This is a genomic window from Sphingomonas silueang (assembly GCF_040049155.1).
In the GTDB taxonomy this organism is placed as follows: domain Bacteria; phylum Pseudomonadota; class Alphaproteobacteria; order Sphingomonadales; family Sphingomonadaceae; genus Sphingomonas; species Sphingomonas silueang.
On record NZ_JBDZDK010000001.1, the window covers coordinates 88,014 to 104,506 of the forward strand.

General features: G+C 68.2%; 12 protein-coding genes. 2 read left to right on the forward strand and 10 right to left on the reverse strand.

Features of this window, described 5'->3' with window-relative positions; genetic code table 11:
- Window positions 1-2: 2 nt before the first annotated feature.
- The 4 genes from ABLE43_RS00400 to ABLE43_RS00415 form a co-directional block, all read right to left on the reverse strand.
- Window positions 3-1,211: an ABC transporter permease gene (locus ABLE43_RS00400; protein ID WP_348976490.1), complete on the reverse strand. Its 1,209-nt coding sequence runs from the start codon at window positions 1,209-1,211 to the stop codon at window positions 3-5.
- 148 nt (window positions 1,212-1,359) lie between these two features.
- A complete protein-coding gene (locus ABLE43_RS00405) occupies window positions 1,360-2,079 on the reverse strand; it encodes an ABC transporter ATP-binding protein (protein WP_348976491.1) in 720 nt (239 codons plus the stop codon).
- Window positions 2,069-3,460, reverse strand: coding sequence for an efflux RND transporter periplasmic adaptor subunit (locus tag ABLE43_RS00410; RefSeq protein WP_348976492.1), 1,392 nt, complete (start codon window positions 3,458-3,460; stop codon window positions 2,069-2,071). Before ABLE43_RS00410 ends, ABLE43_RS00405 begins: the two co-directional genes overlap by 11 nt.
- Entirely contained in the window at window positions 3,460-4,941 is a 1,482-nt protein-coding gene (locus ABLE43_RS00415) for an efflux transporter outer membrane subunit (protein ID WP_348976493.1), read from the reverse strand. Before ABLE43_RS00415 ends, ABLE43_RS00410 begins: the two co-directional genes overlap by 1 nt.
- A gap of 131 nt (window positions 4,942-5,072) precedes the next feature.
- Here ABLE43_RS00415 and ABLE43_RS00420 point away from each other — a divergent pair, with 131 nt between their 5' ends.
- Entirely contained in the window at window positions 5,073-7,073 is a 2,001-nt protein-coding gene (locus tag ABLE43_RS00420) for an alpha/beta hydrolase family protein (RefSeq protein WP_348976494.1), read from the forward strand.
- Window positions 7,074-7,077: 4 nt separating this feature from the next.
- Here ABLE43_RS00420 and ABLE43_RS00425 read toward each other — a convergent pair whose 3' ends face one another.
- The 5 genes from ABLE43_RS00425 to ABLE43_RS00445 form a co-directional block, all read right to left on the reverse strand.
- Window positions 7,078-8,448 carry a UdgX family uracil-DNA binding protein gene (locus ABLE43_RS00425; RefSeq protein ID WP_348976495.1) on the reverse strand — a complete coding sequence of 457 codons (1,371 nt, stop codon included), beginning with the start codon at window positions 8,446-8,448 and terminating at the stop codon, window positions 7,078-7,080.
- Between the two features lie 13 nt (window positions 8,449-8,461).
- Window positions 8,462-8,938, reverse strand: a complete 477-nt coding sequence (locus ABLE43_RS00430) for a hemerythrin domain-containing protein (RefSeq protein ID WP_348976496.1) — start codon at window positions 8,936-8,938, stop codon at window positions 8,462-8,464.
- A gap of 193 nt (window positions 8,939-9,131) precedes the next feature.
- Window positions 9,132-10,379: a putative DNA modification/repair radical SAM protein gene (locus ABLE43_RS00435; protein WP_348976497.1), complete on the reverse strand. Its 1,248-nt coding sequence runs from the start codon at window positions 10,377-10,379 to the stop codon at window positions 9,132-9,134.
- A 42-nt stretch (window positions 10,380-10,421) separates the two neighbouring features.
- Entirely contained in the window at window positions 10,422-10,862 is a 441-nt protein-coding gene (msrB, locus tag ABLE43_RS00440) for a peptide-methionine (R)-S-oxide reductase MsrB (RefSeq protein ID WP_348976498.1), read from the reverse strand.
- A 73-nt stretch (window positions 10,863-10,935) separates the two neighbouring features.
- A complete protein-coding gene (locus ABLE43_RS00445; RefSeq protein ID WP_348976499.1) occupies window positions 10,936-11,361 on the reverse strand; it encodes an organic hydroperoxide resistance protein in 426 nt (141 codons plus the stop codon).
- 99 nt (window positions 11,362-11,460) lie between these two features.
- Here ABLE43_RS00445 and ABLE43_RS00450 point away from each other — a divergent pair, with 99 nt between their 5' ends.
- Complete coding sequence (locus ABLE43_RS00450) at window positions 11,461-11,940, forward strand: MarR family winged helix-turn-helix transcriptional regulator (RefSeq protein WP_348976500.1); 480 nt, start codon at window positions 11,461-11,463, stop codon at window positions 11,938-11,940.
- Between the two features lie 260 nt (window positions 11,941-12,200).
- On the opposite strand, the gene rpoC is transcribed toward ABLE43_RS00450, so the two are convergent.
- Window positions 12,201-16,481 (reverse strand): DNA-directed RNA polymerase subunit beta', encoded by a 4,281-nt coding sequence (gene rpoC, locus ABLE43_RS00455; protein WP_348976501.1) that lies wholly within the window; start codon window positions 16,479-16,481, stop codon window positions 12,201-12,203.
- Between the last annotated feature and the right edge of the window lie 12 nt (window positions 16,482-16,493).

Here is a 16,493-nt window from a genome sequence, read left to right on the forward strand (position 1 = left end):
TCCTATTCGTGGCGCAGCGCGTCGATCGGGTTGAGCGAGGCGGCGCGGCGCGCGGGGAAATAGCCGAACACCACCCCGATCAGCGCCGATACCCCGAAGGCGAGCAGATTGACCTGCGGCACGAACAGGAACGGCAGTTCGGTGAGGCGCGACAGCACCACGATCGCCACCTGCGCCACCGCCAGCCCGATCAGCCCGCCGAGGCACGACAGCGCCACCGCCTCGACGAGGAACTGCATCAGCACTTCCGAGGCGACCGCGCCGATCGCGAGGCGGATGCCGATCTCGCGGGTGCGTTCCGTCACCGACACGAGCATGATGTTCATGATGCCGATCCCGCCGACCAGCAGGCTGATCCCCGCCACCGCCGACACGATCGTCGCGAGCAGGGTGGTGGTGCTGGTGACGGTCGCGGTGATCTGCGCGGTGTCGAAGATGTTGAAATCATCCTCCTTGCCCCCGGAGATGTTGCGCCGTTCGCGCAGCAGCTGGCTCAGCGACGCCTGCACCGCCGCGCCGTCATAGGTCGGATTGACCCCCACCAGCATCAGGCGGATGTCGCGGTTGCCGGTGAAGCGGCGCTGCACCGTCTTGATCGGCATGATGACCACATCGTCCTGATCGCCGCCGAACCCGGCCTGCCCGCGCGTGGAGAGCGTGCCGACCACGTCGCAGCTGACGTTGCCGATGCGGAAGCGCGACCCTACTGCTTCGCCGCCGGCGAACAGGTTGGTGCGCACGGTATTGCCGATGATGCACACCGCCTTGCCCGCCGCTTCCTCGGCCGGGGTGAAGGTGCGCCCCGATACCAGCGGCCATGGCTGGACCTGGAAATAGGCGTTGGTGGTGCCGTTGATCGTCGTCGACCAGTTCGCCCCGTTGTAGATGGCGGTCGCGGCTGCCTGTGCCTGCGGGGCGACGGCGGTGACGCCCGCGATCTGGTCGCGGATCGCGTCCACGTCCGCTTCCTTGAAATCGGGCGGGCGCGGGCCGCCGCCGCCGCGCCCGAAGCCCTGGCCGGGGCGGATCTGAAGGATGTTGCTGCCGAGGCTGGCGATGTTCGACTGCACCGCGCTGGTCGTCGCCTGTCCCAGCGTCGAGATGGTCACGACCGCCGCCACGCCGATGATGATGCCGAGCGTGGTCAGGAACGAGCGCAGCTTGTGGCGCAGGATCGAGCGGATCGCGAGGAGGAAGGTGGTGCCTAGCATGGGATGCTGCTTCCCTCACATCCGTTCGGTTCGAGCCTGTCGAGAACGGGGTTCCGCGGGGGCGCGTTCTCGATACGCGCTCTCGACTGCGCTCGATCGCTACTCGAACCGAACGGTTGATGTTTGGGGTGGGGGAGGAGCGGGAAGCTCATGCCACCGCCTCGCCCTGCGCATGGTGCCGTTCGATCCGTTCGACCAGCCCGTCCTTGAAATGCACCACCGTCCGGGCGAACGCCGCCATTTCGGGTTCGTGCGTCACCATCAGCACGGTGATGCCGCTGGTGCGGTTGAGGTCGGTCAGCAACCGCATGATCTCGACCGAGCGTTCGGAATCGAGGTTGCCGGTCGGCTCGTCGGCGAGCAGCACGTCGGGGTTGGTCACGATCGCGCGGGCGATCGCCACCCGCTGCTGCTGCCCGCCGGACAGTTCGGCGGGGGTATGGTCCCACCAGCGATCGAGCCCGACCTTCTCCAGCGCGGCCATCGACGCGCGCCGCCGCTCGGCCTTGGCATCGCCGCGATAGAGCAGGGGGAGTTCGACATTTTCCAGCGCGGTCGTGCGGCTGAGCAGGTTGAACCCCTGAAACACGAAGCCGAGATAGTTGCGCCGGAGCAGCGCGCGCTGGTCGCGGTCGAGCCGTTCGACATGATGGCCGCGGAACAGGAAGGTGCCGCCCGAGGGTACGTCGAGGCAGCCGAGGATGTTCATCGTGGTCGACTTGCCCGACCCCGACGGGCCCATGACGGCGACGAAATCCCCGGCGGCGATGTCGAGGTCGATCCCCTTCAGCGCCTGGAACTGGGTCGCGCCCTCGCCATAGGTCTTGGTGACGCCGCGCAGCTGGATGAGGGCAGGGTCAGTTGCCACGCTGGCCGCCCCCGCCGCCCCTGGGTGCACCGCCCTTGCTCGCGCCGCGCTTGCTGTTCTCATCGGCGAGCTGGGCGGTGATGACCTTCATGCCGGGCTTGAGGCCGCCGCCGGTTACTTCGGTCATCGCGCCGTTGGTGTTGCCGGTGGTGATCGTCACCGGCTGCGGCTTGCCGTCGTCGCCGACGATATAGACGGTCTGCTGCGATCCGCGGCCGATGCTCGCCGCCTTGTCCGCGCCGCCGCCGCGCCGCCGCCGGGGCGGGCCGAACGCGCTCGCCAGGCCGCCGCCGCCCTGCGACGCGCTCGCGTCCTGCGGACGGAAACGTAGCGCGGCATTGGGGATCAGCAGCGCGCGGGCGCGTTCCAGCGTCACGATCTCGGCAGTGGCGGTCATGCCGGGGCGCAGCTTGAGGTTGGGGTTCGCGACCGAAAGCGTCGCGGCATAGGACACGACCTGCCCGGTGGTGCTGGCGGCACTGGTCGTCGTCGTGCTGGACGCCGCCTGCGCCGACAGGTTGGAGCCGAGGTCGACCCGCGTAATCTTCGCCGGGAAGGTTTCGCCCGGAAAGGCATCGACGGTGAAGTCGGCGCGCTGGCCGTTCTGCACCTGGCCCACATCGGCCTCGTCGATCGCGACCTCCAGCTTCATGGCGGACAGATCCTCGGCGATGACGAACAGCGTCGGGGTGTTGAACGAGGCGGCGACCGTCTGCCCCGGCTCGACCTGCCGCGCCAGCACCACGCCGTTGACCGGCGAGCGGATGATCGCGCGATAGCGCTGTGTCTGGCTGCTGTTCAGCTGGGCGCGCGACGCCTCGACGGTCGCCTGCGCCGCCCGCACCCCCGCGACCGCGCGCTGGACGGCGGCCTGCTGCGTCTGGAGTTCGGTGGCCGAGGGTACGCGCCCGCCCGACAGGCGGCGCACGTCCTCCAGCCGCTGCAACTGCGCGCGCGCTTCGGACAGCGTCGCCTGCGCGGTGGCGACCTGCGCCAGATTGGCGTTCACCTGCGCCTGACCCTGACGGATCGCATCGTCGAGCTGTTCGGGATCGATCAGCGCCAGCGGCTGGCCCTTGACCACCTTGTCGTTCACATCGGCCACGACCTGCGTGACGAGGCCGGAGAGCTGCGAGCCGACCTCGACCTGATTGGTGGGTGCCAGCTTGCCGGTGGCGGAGACGGTGACGGTCAGCGGTGCCTGCCGCACTTCCTCCGACACATATTGCGGATCGCCGCTGCCCTTCACGCAGCTGCGCACGGCAAGGGCGAGCAGCACGACGCCCAGCACGATCAGCGCCCATTTCAGCCATTTGCGCCAGCGGGGCTGCTGCTTCACGCGCAGGAACTGGTCGAGATCGGGTTGCGTCGGCTCGGCCATCAGCGGTCCTTGGTATATGGGGCGCGGTCGGGGGTAGGCAGCGCGGCGGGGCCGGGGAGGCTGTCCTCGCTCCACCCGCCGCCCAGCGCGGTCATCAGCTGGACGAGCGCGCTCGCCCGGTCGGCGCGGGCCTGCACCACGCCGTTCTGCGCCGACAGCAGCGCGGATTCCGCCTGTGCCAGCGTGGTGAAGTCGGTCAGGCCCGAGCGGTATTGCAGCCGCGACAGCAGCGCGAAGTTGCGCGCGGCATCGGCGGCGACGGTGAACTCGCGCTCGCGTGTCGTCGCGGTGTCGAGCGCGACGATCGCGTTCTCGACATCCTCGAGCGCGGTCAGCACCGTCTGCTTGTACGCAAGGAAGGCGGCGTCGGCGGCGGCGCGCTGGCCCCGCACCTGCGCGCGCAGCCGTCCGCCGTCGAAGATGGTCTGCGCGATCGAGGCGAACAGCCGTCCGTTGACGATGTCGGTCAGCGCGGTGAACGAGGTGGCGTTGGTGTCGATCGACCCGCCGAGGTTGAGCGCCGGGTAGAGCTGCGCGGTCGCCACGCCGATCTGCGCCACGGCGGCGGCGAGGTTGCGTTCGGCGGCGCGCACGTCGGGGCGCAGCCGCAGCGTGTCGGCGGGAATGCCGGTGCCGATCCGCGCGTCGCCGGTCGGGATCGGGGCGGGGGCGGCAAGCTGCTGGCGGAGCGCACCGGGGGCCTGGCCGGTCAGCACGCCCAGCCGGGCGACGGCGGCGGCATAGCTCGCCTCGATCGTCGGCAGCTGCGCGGCGGTCTGCGCACGGGCGGTGCGCGCCTGTTCGGCATCGAGCGAGGAGACTAGGCCCGCCTGCACGCGGAAGCCCGCGATCTCCAGATTGTCGTCCTGCAACGCGATCGAGGCGCGGGCGTTGGCCAGCTGCGCCTGCGCCAGCCGCGCGGTCAGGTAATTGCGCGCGATCTCCGACTGGACCGACAGCAGCACGGTCGCGACGTCGAACCGGCTGGCGTCGAGCTGCGCGCGCGAGGCGGCGATGCCGCTGGCGATGCCGCCGAACAGGTCCGCCTGATAGCGGGCATCCCCGCCGACCGAGAAGCTGTCCGATGCGCCGACGTTGCGCTGGACGATGGTGCCGTCGGGCAGGGTGGTGGTGCCGCCGCCGCCGCGCAGCACCTCGAGCCGGGAATAGCTGCCCGAGGCGGAGAGTTGCGGAAACAGCGACGAGCGGCTGACGACCAACTGCTCGCGCGCCTGCGCCAGCCGGGCGAGCGCCTGCCCCACGTCGAGATTGGTCGTCGCCGCCGATTCGACGAGGCGCACGAGCAGCGGATCGTCGAACCGTTGCCACCAGCGGGTCAGGTCGGTCCGCGGCGTCGGCGGTGCCACCGAAAAGGCGGGCGGCACCCCCAAGGCGGCCCCTTCGGGCGTGCGATACGCCGGGCCGGTGGTGCAGGCGGTGGCCGACAGGACGGCCCCAAGCAGGACGGATCGACGGAGCATCGATAAACGATATGTCGACCGATGCCTGCCGTCCAGCGGGAAACTGTCGCAGAATGTCGCGGGCGTGCCGTCCGGTCGCTTGGCGGCGGGGGCCGGAGCGGATAGGCTGCCCGCCGGGCAGGGGGAAGATGATGCAACGAAACTATATGCGCGGGCTGGTGCTGGCGGCGGCGGGCGTGTCGGCCGTGGGGGGCGCGCAGCCCGTGACGCCCCTCGATCCGGCAAAGGCATTCGGCGCGCGCGAGCGGATCGGCGACGTCGCGCTGTCGCCGGACGGGGAGCGGGTGGCGATGGTGATGGCCGCGGGCACCCGCGCGCAGGTCGTCAGCGTGTTCGACGTCGCGGGCAATACGCAGAAGCTGATACTGCGCAGCGACGGCACCACCGACCGCATCGCCGGTTGCCACTGGTCGGCGGTGCGGCGGCTGGTCTGCACGCTGGTGCTGCAATCCGATCCCGGCAGCGGATCGATGACCTTCACCCGCATGGTCGCGGTCGATGCCGACGGCGGCAACGTCAAGCTGCTGAGCGCGCGCAGCAGCGCCAATGCGCTCGGCACGATGCAGGACGGCGGGGTGGTGATCGACTGGCTCGCGGACCCGGCGGGCGACACCGCCGGCGGCAATGTGCTGATGACCCGGCAGATCGTGCCGGAAAAGACCACCGGCACGCATCTCGCCGAGACCCGGTCGGGGCTGGGGGTCGAACGGGTCGATACGATCACGCTGAAGCGCGTGCTGGTCGAACAGCCGCGCGCGCAGGCCAGCGAGTATATCACCGACGGGCACGGCACGGTGCGCGTGTCCGGCATGCAGCCGCGCGGCGGGACCGGATACAATGCCGACCGCATCGTCTATTCCTATCGCAAGGCGGACAGCCGCGAATGGCTGCCGCTGTCCACGTTGACGCTGAACGCGGGCGGGGCGAGCGGTTTCAATCCCTATGCCGTCGATCGCGACCTGAACGTCGTCTATGGCTTCGACCAGCAGGACGGGCGGCAGGCGCTGTTCCGCATCGCGCTCGACGGGTCGCTGCGGCGCGAACTGGTGCATGCCGATCCCCGCGTCGATGTCGACGGGCTGGTCCGCATCGGCCGCCAGAACCGCGTCGTCGGCGTCAGCTTCGCCACCGACCGGCGGCAGACGGTGTTCTTCGATCCCGAACTGCGCAAGCTCGGCCAGTCGCTGGCGAAGGCGCTGCCCAAATTGCCGCTCATCAGCTTCGTCGATGCGAGCACCGACGAGCGCAAGCTGGTGCTGTTCGCCGGGTCGGACGTCGATCCGGGGCGCTATTACCTGTACGACAAGGACAGCCGCAAGCTGAGCGAGCTCCTGCCGCTGCGCCCCGAACTGGCGGATGTCGCGCTCGCGCCGGTGCGGGCGATCACCTATCCCGCGAAGGACGGGACGCAGGTGCCCGGCTATCTGACGCTGCCGCCGGGGAGCGACGGCAAGGGGCTGCCTGCGATCGTCATGCCGCACGGCGGGCCTGGCGCGCGCGACGAATGGGGGTTCGACTGGCTGGCGCAATATTTCGCGCATCGCGGCTATGCCGTGCTGCAACCCAATTTCCGCGGCTCGACCGGCTATGGCGATGCTTGGTTCCAGAAGAACGGGTTCCAGTCGTGGACCACGGCGGTCGGCGACGTGAACGACGGCGGGCGCTGGCTGGCGGCGCAGGGCATCGCCGCCAGCGGCAAGCTGGCGATCTTCGGCTGGTCCTACGGCGGCTATGCCGCGCTGCAATCGCCGGTGCTCGATCCCGACCTGTTCAAGGCGATCGTCGCGGTGGCGCCCGTGACCGACCTCGAGACGCTGCGCGAGGAGCATCGCGATTTCGTTGATTTCCCGCAGGTCGACGCCTTCATCGGACGCGGCCCCCATGTCCGCGCCGGATCGCCCGCGCAGAACGTCGCCGCGATCCGCGCGCCGGTGCTGATGTTCCACGGCGACCGCGACACCAATGTCGGCGTCGGCGAATCGCGGCTGATGGCATCGCGGCTGCGCGCGGCGGGCAAGCCGGTGGAATATGTCGAACTGCGCGGGCTCGACCACCAGTTGCGCGACGATGCGGTGCGCGCGGACATGCTGGCGAAGTCCGACACGTTCCTGCGCCGCGCGCTGGGGCTGTAGCGGCTCAGGCCGCGGCGGCGGCGCGGAGGTCCTCGACGAAGCGCGCGAACTCGACCTCCGCCGCCGCCGGGTCGGGCAGGCGCAGCAGGTAGCTGGGGTGCACGGTGATCCAGCCCCTGCCGCCGTCGGGCAGGTCGATCGCCTTCGATCGTGCCTCGCCGATCTTTATGGGCTTGCCGAGCAGCGATCGGGCGGCGGTCGCGCCCATCGCGATCGTCATCCGCGGGCGGACGATGGCGCGTTCCTGTTCGATCCACCAGCGGCAGGCGTCGATCTCGCCCACGCCCGGCTTGGCATGGATGCGCCGCTTGCCTCTTGCCTCGAACTTGAAATGCTTGACTGCGTTGGTGAGGTAGACGCGGGCGCGGTCGATCCCCGCCGCCGCCATCGCCCGGTCGAACAGCTGCCCGGCGGGGCCGACGAAGGGATGCCCGGCCAGATCCTCCTGATCGCCCGGCTGTTCGCCGACGATCATCAGCCCGGCATCGACCGGCCCCTCGCCGAACACCGTCTGAGTCGCGGGCTGCCACAACGGGCAGCGGCGGCAGGCGGCGGCCTCGTCGCGCAGGGCCTCCCATGCGGGCAGGCTGTTGCCCGTGGGGGCGGAGCGGGCGGTTTCGATCATGGCGGCTTCCCGTGCCTGCGCGCCCGCGATCAGCGCCGGGACCAGCGCGGTTTCGGGCATGTTCTTCCAGTATTTGCGCGGCATCTCCTTCAGCATCGCGCCGGTCTTCAGCCGGGCGGGATTGAAGATCGATGCGTAATAGGTCTTCCACACTTCCTCGACCGGATCGCCGTCGGGGGCGTCGGCCTTCGTCGCCGCCGGGCCTTCGCGTAACGTCTCCCCGTCCCAGTGCAGCGACAGTTCGGGCGTCAAAATCGACCAGCGCATCGCGGCGAAGCGGTCGAGGAAGAAGCGGGCGTTGTGGCGGACGATGTGATGTTCCGGCTCGAACCATGCGACGAAGCGGGGGCCGTCGTCATCAGCGACTTCGCGGAAACGCAGGAAGGCGCGCATCTTGTGGATGTCGCGCCGCACCGCCTTGGCCATTTCCTCCAGCCGCCGGAGCGCGGGGTCGGCACGGTCGTCGATCAGGCGCGGCTCGGCGATCAGGCGCAGCAGCATCGCATGAAGGAGGGCGAACCGCTCCGGATCGGCATGGAGGATGGCGGTCTTCGCCAGATCGATGAAGGATCGCGGCACGCGGAACGCGGCAGGTTCGGCGAGGATCGCCTCGTCGCCGAACAGGTCGGTCGGCGTGTCGCCCACCTGCCACACGACCTCCGACGGCGGCACCCGCTCGGTCACGAGGCGACGGGCGGCATCGCGCCACCCGTCGAAATCGTCCGCACCGGCCAGCGCCGCGATCCGCATCAGTCGCGCCGCCTCATTCGCGGTCGTCGCCTGCTTCCGCGTGTCCGGCCATTTCCTTCTCGATCGGCTTGCGCTCCTCGAACACCCGGGCGATGCGCGCCTCCTCCGCGTCGTCCAGCTCCTTGGCAGCGGCGGGGAACATCTCTTCCTCTTCCTCGTCGATGTGATGCTCGTAGCGATGGCGCATCTCGGCGAAGCGCTCGTTCCAGGCGTTGCTCGCCGGATCGAGCTTGGCGATCTCGCCCAGATAGTCGTCGATCTCCTTGTGCTCGGACACCGAATGGCGGGCCTCGTCGCGAAGGTCCGGGTTGGCGAGCATCGTGGCGTAGAGCGCCTCCTCCTCGGCGGCGGCATGGGCGGTCACTTCCACCCGGAACGCCTCGAACAGTTCGGCGCGTTCGTCGCCGGATGCCTTGTCGATACGGGCCAGCAGGTCGCGGTGGCGGTCGTGATCGGCCTTGAGATCGGCGTAGATGCGGGCGTCGGCCATGGCACGGTCCTTTGTCGGTCGGGAGAGCAGGGCCAACGGGCGGGCGGGGGCGAGGTTTCTCTTGCGAGGAATTTGCAGGATTTCGTCACCCCGGGCGAAGGCCGGGATCCATGGTCACGGGCGGTATCGATGGCGCCGTGACGGCCCGTATCCATGGATTCCGGCCTTCGCCGGAATGGCGGGCCGGGCAGGGTTACCCCCCGAACAGCTCCAGCTGCTCGCGCTTCGGGGCCACGACCGGGCGCAGTTCGGCGCGGTCCGACAGCACCACCGGGCGCCAGTCGTCGGTGACGATGAACGGGCGCAGCTTCGTCACCGATACGGTCAGCCGCGCGACATCGGCCAGCGCGAGGCGCCGCCAGCGCCGCGCCGACAGGATCGACGCCACCGCCTTCACCCCCAGCCCCGGCACGCGCAGCAGCATCTCGCGCGGTGCGCGGTTCACGTCGACCGGGAAGCGATCGCGGAACTTCAGCGCCCATGCGAGCTTGGGATCGATATCGAGCGGCAGCATCCCCGTCGCATCGTCCGCCGCCGCACGCACCTCGTCGGGGCGATAGTCGTAGAAGCGCATCAGCCAGTCGGACTGGTACAGCCGGTGCTCGCGCATCAGCGGCGGGCGTTGCAGCGGCAGCACCGCCGACGCCTGCGGGATCGGGCTGAACGCCGAATAATAGACGCGGCGCAGGGCGAAGCGGTCGTACAACGTCGACGCCCTCGTCACGATATCGCGGTCGGTCGCGGCATCGGCGCCGACGATCATCTGCGTCGACTGACCTGCCGGGGCCATTTTCGGCGCGGAGCGATAGCGTTTGCGCGCGTCGCGCCCGTCCTCGATCTGGTGGGCGACATGGCCCATCGCCGCCTCGATCCGCTCGCCGGATTTCTCGGGGGCAAGGCGCTTCAGCCCGCCCGCCGTCGGCAGTTCGACGTTGATCGACACCCGGTCGGCATGAACCCCGGCGAGGCGCACCAGCTCGGGGTCGGCGTCGGGAATCGTCTTGAGGTGGATATAGCCGCGGAAGTCGTGATCCTCGCGCAGCGACCGCGCGACCTCGACGATCTGCTCCATCGTATAGTTCGACGATCCGATGATCCCCGACGACAGGAACAGCCCCTCGATATAGTTGCGGCGATAGAAGCTGAGCGTCAGCGCGACGACTTCCTGCGCGGTGAAGCGCGCGCGGCGGACGTTCGACGACTTGCGGTTGATGCAGTAATGGCAGTCGAAGATGCAGCTGTTGGTCAGCAGAATCTTGAGCAGCGAGATGCAGCGCCCGTCGGGGGCATAGGCATGGCAGATGCCCATCCCCTCGGTCGAACCGATCCCCTTGCCGTCGCGCGAATGGCGCTTGGCGGTGCCCGACGACGCGCAGGACGCATCATATTTGGCGGCGTCGGCCAGGATCGCCAGTTTCTCGCGGGTGTCGAGTTGCGCCATCCGTTCGATATATGTTCGCGCGGGGCGTGGGGCAACCGCCGGTTATTCCACCTGATCGAGATAGGCGCCGTAGCCCTCGGCCTCCATCGCATCGCGAGGGACGAAGCGCAGCGCCGCCGAATTGATGCAGTAGCGCAGGCCGCCGCGGTCGCGCGGCCCGTCGGGAAAGACATGGCCCAAGTGGCTGTCGCCGCCTGCCGAGCGGACCTCGGTACGGACCATGCCGTGGCTGACGTCGCGCAGTTCGGCGACGTTGGCAGGCTCGATCGGCTTGGTGAAGCTCGGCCAGCCGCAATGCGAATCGAACTTGTCGGCAGAGGCGAACAGCGGTTCGCCCGACACGATGTCGACATAGATGCCGGGGCGCTTCTCGTGCAGATATTCGCCTGTGCCGGGGCGTTCGGTGCCGCTCTGCTGCGTGACGTAATATTGCTCGGGCGTCAGCTTCGCGATCGCCTCGTCGGTCTTGCGATAGTCGGTCATGGGTGCTCCATCGGCGGATTGCGCCCGATATGGGAACGGCCCCGGATCGCTCCAAGGCCGTATCCCCGCACGGTCACGCCAGCGTCAGGCCGACATCGACGTTGCCGCGCGTCGCGTTGGAATAGGGGCAGATGGTGTGCGCGGTATCGACCAGCCGCTGCGCGTCGTCGCGATCGACACCGGGCAGGGCGACCGTCAGATCGGCGGTGATGCCGAAGCCGCCCGCCGCGCGCGGACCGATGCCGACCGTCGCCGTCACCTGCACATCGTCGGGCACTTTCACCTTCAGCTGCTGTCCGGCGACCTTCAGCGCACCGATGAAGCAGGCGGAATAGCCCGCCGCGAACAGCTGTTCGGGATTGGTGCCGTCACCGCCCGCACCGCCCAGTTCGCGCGGCGTCGAGAGCTTCGCCGAGAACCGACCGTCCTCGCTGGCGGCGGACCCTTCGCGCCCGCCGGTCGCGGTGGCGGTAGTGCGATATTTGACGTCGACGGACATGCCATTACCTTTCGCAACAATGATTATCGCGATATATATAATCGCGGCGAGATGTCCAGTGCAGTTGGGCCGCCCGCCCCGACCGTGTAGGATCGTGCCATGACCGACGCCGTGCCCCTCGACGCCCAGCTCTGCTTCTCGCTCTATGGTGCGTCGATGGCGATGACGCGGCTGTACAAGCCGATGCTGGACGCGATGGGGATCACCTATCCGCAATATCTGGTACTCAGCACGCTGTGGGAACGCGACGGGCTGAGCATCGGCGCGATCGCCGAGCGGCTGGCGCTCGAATCGAGCACGGTGACGCCGCTGGTCAAGCGGCTGGCAGGGGCCGGGCTGGTGACGCGCGAACGGGCGCCCGACGACGAGCGGCAGGTGCATGTGCGGCTGACCGATGCGGGCCGCGCGTTGCAGGCCCGGTCGCTCTGCCTCGCCGAGGCGGTATTCGCGCGGACCGGCATGTCGCACGACGCGCTGGCCGCGCTGGCACGGGACGTGCAGGCGCTGCGCCGCGCGCTGGCGGGCGAGGATCAGGACGGAGCGAGGTTCGGCACCACGACTGACCTATCGGCTCCCTGAACGGAATCCGCTGCGAAAGTCGCGCGCCTGGCCCGAACCTGTCCGTACCCCGGCGAAGGCCGGGGTCCAGTCGGAAAAGGCTTTTCCGTACCATGCCGACGTCCCCCAACTGGGCCCCGGCCTTCGCCGGGGTACGACAGGGGGCTCTTTCGCAGAGGAATCCTGGAAGGGAGGGGAGCAGGTCACTCTCCCCCCAAACGCGAAACCGCCGCCCGGTTGCCCGGACGGCGGTTTCTGTCACGTCACGCGGACCCGAACGATCAGTCGTTCAGATACTCGCCCGCATCGGCATCGGTGCCGGTGCCCGAAGGGACGACATCGGCCAGCGGATCCTTCGCACCCTGACCGTCGCGGGCCGAGCGGGCCAGTTCGGCGGCATGTTCTTCCTCCGCCGAATTGGGCGCGACGAACCCGGCCAGCGCGCGCTGCTGCGCCCGCAGTGCCGCGTCGCGCGACGAGGCCGCCACGCGCAGGCGGTTCATGCCCGCACCCGTGCCCGCCGGGATGAGCCGCCCGACGATGACGTTCTCCTTCAGGCCGTTCAGGCTGTCGATCTTGCCCTGTACCGATGCCTCGGTGAGGACGCGGGTCGTTTCCTGGAACGATGCGGCCGAGATGAACGAGCGCGTCTGGAGCGAGGCCTTGGTGATGCCGAGCAGCACCGGCTTGCCCTGTGCGGGCTGCTGGCCCGGCTCCAGCTTGGCGTTGGCCTCGTCCATCTCGTCGCGGTCGAGCTGTTCGCCGGCCAGCAGCGTGGTGTCGCCGCCGTCGGTGATCTCGACCTTCTGCAGCATCTGACGGACGATCGTCTCGATGTGCTTGTCGTTGATCTTCACGCCCTGGAGTCGATAGACGCCCTGGATTTCGCTGACGAGATATTCGGCCAGCGGCTCGATGCCGAGCGTTTCCAGAATGTCGTGCGGGTTGGGCGAGCCGCCGATCAGGTTGTCGCCACGCTTGACGTAGTCGCCTTCCTGAACGTCGATCACCTTCGACTTGGGGATCAGATACTCGACGACCTCGCCGCCGTCCTCGGGCTGGATGCCGATCTTGCGCTTCGCCTTGTAATCCTTGCCGAACACGACGCGGCCCGAGACCTTGGCGATGATCGCCGCCTCCTTCGGGATGCGCGCCTCGAACAGCTCGGCGACGCGCGGCAGACCGCCGGTGATGTCGCGGGTCTTGGCCGATTCGCGGGCGACACGGGCGAGCACGTCGCCCGCCTGCACCTGCGCCCCGTCCTCGACCGAGAGCACCGCGCCCGGCGCCAGCATGTAGCGCGCGGCCTCGCCCGAGTTCGCATCGAGCAGGGTCATGCGCGGACGCAGATCCTCCTTCGACTTGGACGTCGCGCGATATTCGATGATCTCGCGCTGGGCGATGCCGGTCGCCTCGTCGACGCGCTCGGTAACGGTCTTGTTCTCGATCAGGTCGATGAACTTCACCGTACCGCCGGTTTCGGTGATGACCGGCGCGGTGAACGGGTCCCACTCCGCCATGCGGTCGCCCTGCGAAACGATGTGGCCATCGTCGAACAGCACATACGCACCATAGGGGATGCGGTGGACCGACAGGTCGCGCCCGTCCATGTCGACGATCGCGATCTCGCCCGAACGGCTGAGCACCACGCGGCGGCCGCGCTGGTCCTCGATCAGGCGCAGGTCGCGGAACTCGACGGTGCCGTCGACCGGCGCCTCGAGGTTCGACTGCTCGTTCAGCTGCGCCGCGCCGCCGATGTGGAAGGTACGCATCGTCAGCTGCGTCCCCGGCTCGCCGATCGACTGCGCCGCGATGACGCCGACCGCCTCGCCGATGTTCACCGGCGTACCGCGCGCAAGGTCACGGCCATAGCAGGTGCCGCAGACGCCGACCTTGGCTTCGCAGACCAGCGGGCTGCGGATCTTCATCGCCTGAAGCCCCAGCCCCTCGATCCGCGCGACCATCGCCTCGTCGAGCAGCGTGCCCGTCGGGAACACGACCTCGCCGGTCTTGGGATCGACCACGTCCTCGGCAGTGGTGCGGCCGAGGATGCGCTCGCCCAGCGACGCGATCGTCGCGCCGCCTTCGATGATCGACCGCATCTCCAGCGCGCGCTGGGTGCCGCAGTCGTCCATGATGACCACGCAGTCCTGCGACACGTCGACCAGACGGCGGGTCAGGTATCCCGAGTTCGCCGTCTTGAGCGCGGTGTCGGCCAGACCCTTGCGGGCGCCGTGGGTCGAGTTGAAGTACTCAAGGACGGTCAGGCCTTCCTTGAAGTTCGAGATGATCGGCGTCTCGATGATCTCGCCCGACGGCTTGGCCATGAGGCCGCGCATGCCCGCCAGCTGCTTGATCTGCGCCTGCGAACCACGGGCACCCGAGTGCGCCATCATGTAGATCGAGTTGATCGGCTTCTCGCGACCCTTCATCGGGCCGTCCTCGAAGCGGCGGACCGCCTTGATCTCGTCCATCATGCTGGTCGCCACCTGGTCGCCGCACCGGCTCCAGGCGTCGATCACCTTGTTGTACTTCTCCTGCTGGGTAATCAGGCCGTCCTGATACTGCTGCTCGAAGTCCTTCACCTGATCGCGCGTCTCGTCGACCAGCTTGTCCTTGTCCGGCGCGATCAGCATGTCGTCCTTGCCGAACGAGATGCCCGCGCGGAAGGCGTGCCGGAAGCCGAGCGCCATGATCGCGTCGGCGAACAGCACGGTCTCCTTCTGACCGGTGTGGCGATACACCTCGTCGATGACGTCGCCGACGTCCTTCTTGGTCAGCAGGCGGTTGACTGTCTCGAACGGCACCTTGTGGCTCTTGGGCAGCGTTTCGCCCAGCAGCATGCGGCCCGGGGTCGTCTCATAGCGCTTGAGATACTGGTTCCCGTTCTCGTCGGTCTGCGGCACGCGGCTGACGATCCTGGTGTGCAGCGTCACCGCCCCGGCGTGGAGCGCCTGATGCACCTCGGCCATGTCGCCCAGCAGCATGCCTTCGCCCGGCTCGCCGGTCTTTTCCATCGAGAGATAGTAGAGACCCAGCACCATGTCCTGCGACGGCACGATGATCGGCTTGCCGTTGGCGGGCGACAGGATGTTGTTCGTCGACATCATCAGGACGCGCGCTTCCAGCTGCGCTTCGAGCGACAGCGGAACGTGGACGGCCATCTGGTCGCCGTCGAAGTCGGCGTTGAACGCCGAGCAGACCAGCGGGTGGAGCTGGATCGCCTTGCCCTCGATCAGCACCGGCTCGAACGCCTGGATGCCGAGGCGGTGGAGCGTCGGCGCGCGGTTCAGCATGACCGGGTGCTCGCGAATGACTTCGTCGAGGATGTCCCAGACTTCCTTGCGCTCCTTCTCGACCCACTTCTTGGCCTGTTTGAGGGTCATCGACAGACCCTTGGCGTCGAGGCGCGCGTAGATGAACGGCTTGAACAGCTCGAGCGCCATCTTCTTCGGCAGGCCGCACTGGTGCAGCTTGAGTTCCGGACCGGTCACGATGACCGAACGACCCGAATAGTCGACGCGCTTGCCGAGCAGGTTCTGACGGAAGCGGCCCTGCTTGCCCTTGAGCATGTCGGACAGCGACTTCAGCGGACGCTTGTTGGCGCCGGTGATCGTGCGGCCGCGGCGACCGTTGTCGAACAGCGCGTCGACCGCTTCCTGCAGCATGCGCTTTTCGTTGCGGACGATGATGTCCGGCGCGCGCAGTTCCATCAGCCGCTTCAGGCGGTTGTTGCGGTTGATGACGCGGCGATACAGGTCGTTGAGGTCCGACGTCGCGAAGCGGCCGCCGTCCAGCGGCACCAGCGGACGCAGTTCGGGCGGAATGACCGGCACGACGTCGAGGATCATCCATTCGGGACGGTTGCCCGACTCAAGGAACGATTCGACGACCTTCAGCCGCTTGATGATCTTCTTGGGCTTCAGTTCCGACTTGGTGACGGCCAGCTCTTCCAAGAGGTCGCGCTTCTCGCCCTCGAGGTCGAGGTCGATCAGCATCTGCTTGACCGCTTCCGCGCCGATGCCCGCCGAGAAGGCGTCCTCGCCATACTGGTCCTGCGCGTCGAGCAGCTCGTCCTCGGTGAGGAGCTGATACTTCTCGAGCGCGGTCAGGCCCGGCTCGATCACGATATAGCTCTCGAAATACAGCACGCGCTCGAGCTGCTTGAGCTGCATGTCGAGCAGCAGGCCGATGCGGCTGGGCAGCGACTTCAGGAACCAGATGTGCGCGACCGGGGCGGCCAGTTCGATATGGCCCATCCGCTCACGGCGGACCTTCGACACCGTGACCTCGACACCGCACTTTTCGCAGACGATGCCCTTGTACTTCATGCGCTTGTACTTGCCGCACAGGCACTCGTAATCCTTGATCGGACCGAAGATGCGCGCGCAGAACAGGCCGTCACGTTCCGGCTTGAACGTGCGATAGTTGATCGTCTCGGGCTTCTTGATCTCGCCGAACGACCATGAGCGGATACGCTCCGGCGAGGCGATGCCGATCTGGATCTGGTCGAAGGTCTCCGGCTTGGCCACCGGGTTCGCGAAATTGGTCAGTTCGTTCATGATCTTACCTCA

Bases quoted from the DNA above. Each gene is read 5' to 3' on its own strand.
- ABLE43_RS00400 (WP_348976490.1), bottom strand. From the start codon at position 1,211: ATGCTAGGCACCACCTTCCTCCTCGCGATCCGCTCGATCCTGCGCCAC.
- ABLE43_RS00410 (WP_348976492.1), bottom strand. From the start codon at position 3,460: ATGGCCGAGCCGACGCAACCCGATCTCGACCAGTTCCTGCGCGTGAAG.
- ABLE43_RS00415 (WP_348976493.1), bottom strand. From the start codon at position 4,941: ATGCTCCGTCGATCCGTCCTGCTTGGGGCCGTCCTGTCGGCCACCGCC.
- ABLE43_RS00420 (WP_348976494.1), top strand. From the start codon at position 5,073: ATGCAACGAAACTATATGCGCGGGCTGGTGCTGGCGGCGGCGGGCGTG.
- ABLE43_RS00425 (WP_348976495.1), bottom strand. From the start codon at position 8,448: ATGCGGATCGCGGCGCTGGCCGGTGCGGACGATTTCGACGGGTGGCGC.
- ABLE43_RS00430 (WP_348976496.1), bottom strand. From the start codon at position 8,938: ATGGCCGACGCCCGCATCTACGCCGATCTCAAGGCCGATCACGACCGC.
- ABLE43_RS00435 (WP_348976497.1), bottom strand. From the start codon at position 10,379: ATGGCGCAACTCGACACCCGCGAGAAACTGGCGATCCTGGCCGACGCC.
- msrB (WP_348976498.1), bottom strand. From the start codon at position 10,862: ATGACCGACTATCGCAAGACCGACGAGGCGATCGCGAAGCTGACGCCC.
- ABLE43_RS00445 (WP_348976499.1), bottom strand. From the start codon at position 11,361: ATGTCCGTCGACGTCAAATATCGCACTACCGCCACCGCGACCGGCGGG.
- ABLE43_RS00450 (WP_348976500.1), top strand. From the start codon at position 11,461: ATGACCGACGCCGTGCCCCTCGACGCCCAGCTCTGCTTCTCGCTCTAT.
- rpoC (WP_348976501.1), bottom strand. From the start codon at position 16,481: ATGAACGAACTGACCAATTTCGCGAACCCGGTGGCCAAGCCGGAGACC.